The 8,552-nt window shown below is 70.5% G+C and carries 6 protein-coding genes; 3 read left to right on the top strand and 3 right to left on the bottom strand.

The genetic code is table 11. The annotated features are described in order from the left end of the window. Window positions 1-48: 48 nt before the first annotated feature. Window positions 49-3,549, bottom strand: coding sequence for a kelch repeat-containing protein (locus tag LZ198_RS42275; RefSeq protein ID WP_253977854.1), 3,501 nt, complete (start codon window positions 3,547-3,549; stop codon window positions 49-51). 418 nt (window positions 3,550-3,967) lie between these two features. On the opposite strand from LZ198_RS42275, the gene LZ198_RS42280 reads away from it, so the two are divergent. From LZ198_RS42280 to LZ198_RS42290, 3 genes are all read left to right on the top strand, one after another. After that, a complete protein-coding gene (locus tag LZ198_RS42280; RefSeq protein WP_253977855.1) occupies window positions 3,968-4,492 on the top strand; it encodes a hypothetical protein in 525 nt (174 codons plus the stop codon). Window positions 4,493-4,621: 129 nt separating this feature from the next. Continuing rightward, the gene (locus LZ198_RS42285; protein WP_253977856.1) at window positions 4,622-6,052 is read left to right on the top strand and encodes an MATE family efflux transporter; all 1,431 of its coding nucleotides are present in this window, start codon (window positions 4,622-4,624) and stop codon (window positions 6,050-6,052) included. Window positions 6,053-6,338: 286 nt separating this feature from the next. Beyond that, the gene (locus tag LZ198_RS42290) at window positions 6,339-7,370 is read left to right on the top strand and encodes a tyrosine-type recombinase/integrase (protein ID WP_253977857.1); all 1,032 of its coding nucleotides are present in this window, start codon (window positions 6,339-6,341) and stop codon (window positions 7,368-7,370) included. Window positions 7,371-7,632: 262 nt separating this feature from the next. Here LZ198_RS42290 and LZ198_RS42295 read toward each other — a convergent pair whose 3' ends face one another. After that, window positions 7,633-8,181 carry a hypothetical protein gene (locus tag LZ198_RS42295; protein WP_253977858.1) on the bottom strand — a complete coding sequence of 183 codons (549 nt, stop codon included), beginning with the start codon at window positions 8,179-8,181 and terminating at the stop codon, window positions 7,633-7,635. Continuing rightward, window positions 8,178-8,348: a hypothetical protein gene (locus LZ198_RS42300; RefSeq protein ID WP_253977859.1), complete on the bottom strand. Its 171-nt coding sequence runs from the start codon at window positions 8,346-8,348 to the stop codon at window positions 8,178-8,180. The genes LZ198_RS42295 and LZ198_RS42300 overlap by 4 nt, the downstream gene beginning before the upstream one ends. Window positions 8,349-8,552: the final 204 nt, after the last annotated feature.

An 8,552-nucleotide genomic window follows, 5' to 3' on the forward strand; every position in this document is an offset into this window, starting at 1 on the left:
GGTACGGGTCGCACGACAGGGGACGGAGGGTGCCGTCCCTACGGCCCGTCAGGGCGCGTAGAGCTCCGTGCTGGAGACCGCGGCGAGGCTGCCATCCAGGCCCGTGGAGCCACCGGACATCAGCACCTGGCCGGAGCTGAGCACGATGGCGGTGTGGTTGCGGCGAGGAATGGCCATGCTGCCCGCCGCCGTCCAGGTCCCGGTGCTGGGGTCGAACACCTCCGCGATGGGCAGCGACGCATGGACGGCGGAGCCACCCGCCACCAGGACGACCCCCGACTCCAACATGCTCATCGTGTGGTTCTGGCGGGGAGCCCGCAGGTTGCCCACGAGCGTCCACGTCCCGGTCGCCGGGTCGAACAGCTCGGACGTCGCCAGGGCGCCCGACGAGCCGCCGCCGTCACCGCCCGCCACGAGCACCTTGCCCTGCGTCAGCAGCAGGGCCGTGTGCGCGCCGCGCGCCATGTGCAGGTCGCCCGTGGACGTCCAGGTGCCGGTGTTCGGGTCATACAGCTCGGCGCCGCTGGAGACGCCGCCGCCCGTGGAGCCGCCCACCACCAGCACGTGGCCGGAGGGCAACACGGTGGCGGTGTGCTCGGCGCGGGACTGCCGCATGTTGCCCGTGGCGCTCCACGTGCCCGTCGTCGGGTTGTACAGCTCCGCGGAGGCGAGCGCGCCGCTCGGGCCCATGCCGCCCGTGACGAGCACGCGCCCGGACGCGAGCAACGTCGCGGTGTGGCCCACGCGCGCCTGCGCCATGGAGCCGAGCGAGGCCCAGGTGCCCGACGCCGCGTTGTACAGCTCCGACGTCGCCAGGATGCGCTCGGCGTTGCGCCCGCCGGACACCAGCACGCCCCCCGACGGCAGCACGGTGGCGGTGTGGCTGGCGCGCGCCTGGTTCAGCCGACCGGTGGTCTTCCAGATGCCGGAGGCCGGGTCGTAGAGCTCGGCGCTCGTCAGGTGCGACGTCTCCGCGTGGCCCCCGGCGAGCAGCACCTGCCCGGAGGGGAGCATGGTCGCGGTGTGCAGCGAGCGCGCGGCGCGCATGCCGCCCGTGTCGCCCCACGTGTCCGTGGCCGGGTCATAGAGCTCCGACGTGACGGCGGAGAACTCGCCGTACCCGCCCACGACCAGCAGCCGGCCCGACGACAGCAGCGTCGAGGCATGCCGCGAGCGGGGCCACTTCATGCTCGCCGCGCGCTTCCAGGTGTTCGTCCCGGCGTCGTAGACCTCCACGTCCGGCAGGGAGCCGGTGACGTGGGTGACGCCGCCGGCGACCAGCACCTTGCCGGAGGGCAGCAGGTCCGCGGTGTGGTGGTAGCGGCCCGCGATGCCACCGGGCACGGACGTCCAGGTGCCGGAGGCGGGGTCGTAGACCTCCGCGGCCGAGGCGCCGGACCACGCGTTCTCTCCGCCCACCGCGAGCACCCGGCCCGACGGCAGCACCGTCGCCGAGTGGTAGGCGCGGGCGGCCGTCAGGTTGCCCGTGGCGCTCCAGGTCCCCGACGACGGGTCGTAGACCTCCGCCGTGGCGACGACGTCCCCGCTGCTGCCCGCCGCCACCAGCACCTTGCCGGAGGGCAGCAGGCTGGAGGTGTGGTGCACGCGGCGCGTGGACATGGCCGTGGTGGCGGTCCAGGTGTCGGAGGACGGGTCATAGACCTCCGCGGTCGACAGCAGGCTGTTGTCGACCTGCCCGCCGACGACCAGGACCTTGCCGGAGGCCAGCAGCGTGGCCGAGTGGCCGGTGCGGTTCTGCAGCATCGGTCCCGTCTTCCGGGTGGTGCGCGTGGCCGGGTCGTACAGGAGCGGCCCGTTCGGCATGGACGTGCCGCCGATCAGCAGGAGCTTGCCCGAGGGCAGCAGCGTCACCGTGCTGTCGGCGAGGGAGACCTGCTGGTTGTCCACCGTCTGCCAGGTGTTCGTCGAGGGGTCGTAGGAGTCCACCGCGGTGACCTCCCGCGCGCCCGCCTGCGTGGGGCTGCCCAGCACGAGCACCTGCCCCGAGTGGGTGATGCCCGCCCAGAGCCCCACGCGCGCCGAGGGCATGCGGCTCGACTCGGACCAGGAGCCCGCCGCCAGGCCGTAGCGCTCCGCCGAGGCCAGCGGGCCCGAGCCGAGGATGGACTTGCCACCCGTGACGAGCACCTCGCCCGAGGGCAGCACGCTCAGGACGTGCTCGTGCCGGTCGATGGCCATCCCCCGCGTGGCCTGCCACGTCTCCGTCTCCGGGTTGAAGACCTCCGCGGTGGCGTCCGTCCCGATGCCGCCCACGACGAGCACCTTGCCGGAGGACAGCACGCCGGCGGAGTGCGCCTGACGGCCCTGCCCCATGCTGCTAGTCAGGGACCAGACGCCACGGGCCGGGTCGTAGATCTCCGCGCTGGTGTTGCCGGACGAGCCACCGCCGGCCACCAGGACCCTCCCCGACGGCAGCACGCTCGCGGTGTGCTGGTAGCGCCCCGTGCTCATGCGGCCCGTGGTCGTCCACGCGCCGGTGAGCGGATCATAGACCTCCGCCGAGTCGAGCCAATTGCGGCTGCGCGAGCCCCCCGCGACGAGGACGCGGCCGGAGGGGAGCACCGTGGCCGAGGGGCCCGTGCGCGCGATGGTCAGCGCGCCCGTCGACCTCCAGGTGCCGGTGTTCGGGTCGTAGAGCTCCGCGGTGGACAGCTCGCCGTTGGTGCCGGTGCCGCTCGTCACCAGGACCTGGCCGGAGCCGGGCAGCAGCGTCGCGGTGTGGTACGCGCGGGGGCCCGACATGCTGCCGGTGATGGTCCACGTGCGCGAGTCCGGGTCATACAGCTCGGCCGTGGCGAGCGAGCCACCCTCGCTCGAGCCACCGACGACGAGGACGCGCCCGGACGGCAGCACCGTCGCGGAGTGGCCGGCGCGGGACGCCGTCATCCGGCGCAGGGCCGTCCAGGTGCCGGTATCGGGCTCGTAGAGCTCCGCGGTGAAGACGCTGCCGGAGGGGCCCGCGCCGCCGGTGACGAGCACCTTGCCGGAGGGCAGCACCGTGGCCGCGTGGCCGGAGCGCCCCGACACCATGCTGCCCGCCGCGGACCAGCGCTCGCAGGCCACCATCATCGGGAAGCGCGCGGTGCTGGAGAGGCCATGCAGGTTGGTGACCTTCACGGACAACACCGGCGGCGTGCCGCTCGAGCCACAGGCCACGGTCCAGTCGACCTCGCTGGAGCGCAGCAGGTTGCGCGGCACGCTCACCTCGCCCACGTTCGCCGACCACTCGTAGCGGTGCCCGCACTTCTCGGGAGACTCCACCGACACGCCCACCGCCAGCCGGTCCCCCACGGAGGAGACCCGCGTGGGCGGCGCATGACTGACGAGGCTGGGCGCCTCCACCGGGCAGGCAGCGGCGTTGCCACCTCCCGGATTGCCACCACCAGGGCCGGGCCCTGGCGGCCTTCCCGGGTCCGGCTCCGGCCTGCATCCGCGGGGGTGCTCCCTGCAGTCGGACGACTCCGAGCCGCAGCCCCACAGCAAACCCAGGGACCCCATCAACGCAACCGCCTTCAACACTTTTCGCATGGACCCTCGTCGCGACAAGAACTTCCCCTCGCAAAGGGGCGGCCATCTTCCGGATCGCGACCTGGAATCCCATCGTCCGCGTGGGCGTGGGGACTGTTGAGTCCGTCGGGCGCGCGCCCACCACGAAGCAAGAACGCGCTCGCGGGGAGGTCACGAGCAGAGTGGGCGCGCGGCCAGGCAGCGCAGTCCGGTAATCGAAGTTCCCGACACCCGCGCGCGGTTCCCGCCCGGTGAGAATGTCCACCTGGACGAGCCGTCGACCTTCGCGATGTCTCGTTTGTGTCGAGATGACATGGACAGACACGGCGCCAGTGTTCAAACGCACCTGGAAGCCAAGCGGCGCCGCGACGAGGCCGCCAGATTCGGCCGGCGTGGGCTCCCGCCCTCTTCTCTCGGGGGCCCCGCGGAAACCAAATCCATGCGCATCCATCTCTCCATCCCCCGTAGCACGCCGCTCCTCCTCTCCCTCCTGGGGACCCTCGTCCCGGCTCTCGAGGCGGGAGCCCAGACGGTCGCCCTCACCTGCCCCATCGCCGCCACCACGACCTACCAGCCCGGCGCCACCTTCACCCCGCAGACGACGTTCAATCAGTCCCGCGTGAACTTCGGCCCCTGCGCCAACCCGACCCGCCCGATGGAGTCCCCGTCGGGCACCATCACCCTCACCGGGCTCGGGACCACGTCCTGCTACAGCGGCGACGCCAACGTCAGCGGGACCTTCACCTGGGATGACGGCACCACGAGCGCGGCGACGCTCGTCGTGCATCGCGAGGCGGCCGTGGAGATCTACTCCGGCATCATCCGCTCCGGGAGGTACGAGGGCACACGCCTGAGCGTCGCCTTGACCCTGACCACCATCGACTTCATGTCGTGCCTCGTCGTCCCCGGTCTCACCACCATTGCGGGCTCCGGCACGATGTTCATGATTCCCATGGGCATGTAGGCCCCAGCCCCGCGCACCCGAGGCGACACTCCCGCCCCGGGTGGCGCCGCGCCGCCGCCCTGTTCCCTGCGGGACACGGGACGACGGTATTATACTCATCATATATTGAATCCGACTACCGGAGGAGTCGTGAGCGCGCCCCAGGTGAACGTGGTCGAAGCGGAAGGCTCCCCGCAGGTGCGCCCCGTGCCCGCGGGGCCCGCGGCCGCGCACGAGGTGCTGCTGCGAGGCCCCATCCTGGGGACGCTCCTGCGGTTGGCGGTGCCGACGACGGCGGTGCTCGTGGCCCAGTCCGTCGTCGGGGTGGCGGAGAGTTGGTACGTGAGTTTCCTGGGCACCGACGCGCTCGCGGGGGCGTCGTTGGTGTTCCCGGTCTTCATGCTGATGACGATGTTGTCGAACGGTGGCATCGGCAGTGGCGTGGCGTCCGCGGTGGCGCGGGCCCTGGGCGCGAACCGGCGCGGCGACGCCCAGGCCCTGCTCTGGCACGCGGTGGTGCTGGGCGTGGTGCTGGGGTTGGTGTCGGGTGGGCTCGCCTGGTGGGGGGGACCCGCGCTCTATCGCGCCTTGGGGGGCGACGCGGGCGCGCTGGAGGCTGCGGTCCAGTACTCGAACACGCTCTTCGCGGGCGCCATCCCCTTCTGGGTGGTCAACCTGCTCGCCGCCGCGCTGCGAGGCGCGGGCAACGTGAAGCTGCCCGCGACGGTGACGCTCGTGGGCGCGGGCGTCATGGTCGTCATCTCTCCCGCGCTCATCTTCGGCCTCGGGCCCCTTCCGCGGCTCGGAATCGTCGGGGCCGGGGTCGCGCTGGACGTGTTCTATGTGGGCGCCGCGCTGTGGCTGGTGTGGCACCTTGCATCGGGCCGCGCCACGTTGCGGCTGTCGCCGGGGCCACTGGACGGCCGCCTGCTGCGCGACATCCTGCGCGTGGGGTTGCCGACCGCGCTGGGCGCGGTGCAGCCCAACCTGATGGTCATCGTCGTCACCGGGGCGGTGGGGCTGTTCGGGGTCGAGACGCTCGCGGGCTATGGAATCGCCTCCCGGCTCGACTACCTGCTGGTGCCCCTGCTGTTCGGACTGGGCACGGCGGTGCTGACGCTGGTCGGCGTCAGCGCGGGTGCGGGCGACGTCGAGCGCGCCCGGCGCGTCGCCTGGGCGGGGGCCTGGCTGGGCTTCGCGGTGACGGAAGTGATTGGACTCGCCGCGGCGCTCTTCCCGCTCGGGTGGGTGCAACTCTTCAGCGAGGAGCCGGCGGTGCTCGCGCCCGGCGTCACGTACCTGCGCATCGTCGCGCCGCTGTACGGCCTGTTGGGACTGGGGTTCGTCCTGGGCTTCGCCGCGCAGGGCATGGCCCGGGTGCTCTGGCCATTCCTCGCGGGAACAGCCCGGCTCGTCATCGCCGCGGGCTTCGGCTGGCTCGCGGTCGCCCGGTTCGGCGCGCCGCTCCCCACGCTGTTCATGTTCGTCGCCGGGGGCCTCGCCGCCTATGGCCTCATCACCGTGGCCGCGATTCGAGCGGGCGCCATCTTCCGTACCGCTCCCGCGCGCGAGGGGCGCTGACCCGGAGGCCGCCGACGGTGTGGCCAGGAGCGGCGGGCAGGAGACCTGGTGAGGCCTCGCGGGCCGTGGAATGCGTGTAGAACCCACCGACCCTTGGCGCTACCGTGCGCCGGCAGGGCGAGGTGGCCTCCGGGCCTCGTGCGCACGAGTGGCGGAACTGGCAGACGCAGCGGACTTAAAATCCGCTCGGGAGCCGACGCTTTTCAGAGGGGAATGGGTATGCTGGAATGGAACCGTTCCAACTCTGTTCCAACCTGCCAGTAGAGCCCACGGGAGCCACAGCTACATGCGAAGTCGAGTCGCTCGGAAGTGGGATGGCGGCTACGTCCGCACGGACAGTAAAGGTCGAGACACCTACTACATCCTGCGCCGAGTCAACGGCCGGCTGTTCGAAGTCAGCACTCGATGCCATTCGAGCCGCGCCGCACACGAGCAACTCAAGCGGTTCGAAGCGGATCCCGATAGCTACGAACCCCGAGGCGGGCTGCGAGATGAAGAGGGGGCGCTGTCCCTCACCGCAGAACTGGTCGAGTCGTTTCTTCGATGGTCACGGGACGAAAAGAAGAATTCTGCAAAGTGGGTTAGCGATCAGCAGCGGTCCCTCGCGTGGTGGGCAGAGCGCCTCGGAGCTGTGGAGTTGCGGAAGGTCACGACCGCTCGCCTCGTGACCGAATTGGACGACGCGAAGACTGGGCGAAAGCAGCACATCGCAACCCTCAAGGCGTTCTGTGGCTGGCTGATCAAGGTTCGGCACGTTCTGAAGAAGCAGGACGACCCCAGCGCAGGCCTGTCTGTCCCCCAAGCTCGACCTGAGCAATGGACGACTCCGAAGGCGGTCTCTCGCGAACAGTTCCTTGCCGTTCGCGATGCGCTGACCGGTCTCTCGCGTGACGCGCTCGACGTGCTCGCCGGAACTGGGTGGCACTTCAACGAGCTTGCCCGGTTCGCGGAGCGCGGAACTGTTGAGCCGCACCCACTCAATGGTGGCGTCGTGTTGGCCTGCCCGCAAACCAAAGCAGGAGAGCCCCTGCGAACGGCCGTGAGCGACCAAGTTGCAGAGGCTGCACGCCGAATCTTGAAGGTGAAGGCGCTTAGCTACGACGCCTTCCACCGCGCCCTTGAGGGCGCCAGCACGACCGCCAAGCTCGCGGAGCCCTTGCGGCCGGGATTCCTACGACATTCCGTCGCGACGTGGGCAATCAACGCTGGGGCGAACCCTGCGGCCGTTGCCGCCTTCCTCAACCACAAGAGCGAACGAACAACGAAGAGGTTCTACGCCACGCACGCTGTGCCGGCGAAGGTGCCAACATTGTTCTAGTCGATCTTGATGGCCCGAATCGCAGCGCCGACGCTCGACGCGCTCCGAGGGCGAGATGCTCGCGGTCGCGTTGCGCTCCGGGGGCGAGGCATCGGTTCGGTGCCCTCTCTTGCCAATCGCTCCACCTCCTCGCGAGGAAGCTTCAACCGCCCAAGAACAAGGACAGGACGGAGGAATCCTGACTTGATCAGCTCGTCAAGGGTCCTGCCCCGACTGACCCCGAGTAGCCTTGCGGCTTGTCGCTTCGAGAGTAGGAGCGGAATCACCTGGGGAAGACCTTCTGGGGCGCAAGGCGACCGAGGGCGTGGAGCCCAATGCCGACCGCGTCCCAAACGTTGTGCTGCTTGTCCTGGGCGCGGGGGAGCTGAACGCGCAGGTGTTCGCAGGGCCGCTCGTCGAGCCGCGACTTGATGCGCTCGACCATGACGTCGCCGTTGAGCGTCCCCTTCCATTCGCGCGGCAGGACGCTCCGTTCCGACGTGGCCCCCAGGGCGCCTGCGACGCGACCGACGACCCCGGCAAGTTCGATGAGGTCGTTCGGGTCTCCCTTGGACTTCCCGGCCGTGTAGACCTGGGGGCACTCGCTCACGACCACGATAGCGACGGCCTCACCAGCGGCCCTGAGCGGCTCCAGGAACGACGAAACGAACGCGGCTGTGGCTGTGGCCATGCTCGCCCATGCCGCCAGCCCACGGGCCTTGGACTCGAAGTTGGTCGGCATGCCCGCGACGAGCAGCTCGCCCGTGTCGAGGTCGAAGAGCGCGATGCCACACTCGCGAAGCCCGGGGTCGAGCGCCACGAGGAGCCTCACAGCTCGGCCACCTGGAGACGGAGGGAAAGAGCCTCGCCGTCGAACGCCGACAGCAGCCGCAGGTCGTCGAAGTCGGCGACGTCGAATGCGACCGCGTCGTCGATGTCGTCTTCAAGGTAGGGAGACGGGAGCGGAAGCAGCTCGGACGCGTTGGTTCGCGTGGCCATGCGTTGCACCTTTCAGGGCGTGTGCTCCCTAAATGGGTGCGGATTCTGCGAGTGGCTCAGGCCGCGCGCTTCGCGGGTGGCTCCCAGACCAGCAGGCGCCCCGAGCTGTCGCGCACGGTGGCGGCATCCTTCGAGAGAATTCGAGACAGCGCGGGCTCGGCTTCGATGGCCGGCGCCAGGTCGGGAGTCGTCTCCTTCATCGCC

Source organism: Myxococcus dinghuensis (genome assembly GCF_024198235.1).
GTDB lineage: Bacteria > Myxococcota > Myxococcia > Myxococcales > Myxococcaceae > Myxococcus > Myxococcus dinghuensis.

What these genes read in the sequence shown, in the direction of transcription:
- LZ198_RS42300 (WP_253977859.1), bottom strand. Translation starts at nt 8,348, where the DNA reads ATGGCCACGCGAACCAACGCGTCCGAGCTGCTTCCGCTCCCGTCTCCC.
- LZ198_RS42290 (WP_253977857.1), top strand. Translation starts at nt 6,339, where the DNA reads ATGCGAAGTCGAGTCGCTCGGAAGTGGGATGGCGGCTACGTCCGCACG.
- LZ198_RS42275 (WP_253977854.1), bottom strand. Translation starts at nt 3,549, where the DNA reads ATGCGAAAAGTGTTGAAGGCGGTTGCGTTGATGGGGTCCCTGGGTTTG.
- LZ198_RS42280 (WP_253977855.1), top strand. Translation starts at nt 3,968, where the DNA reads ATGCGCATCCATCTCTCCATCCCCCGTAGCACGCCGCTCCTCCTCTCC.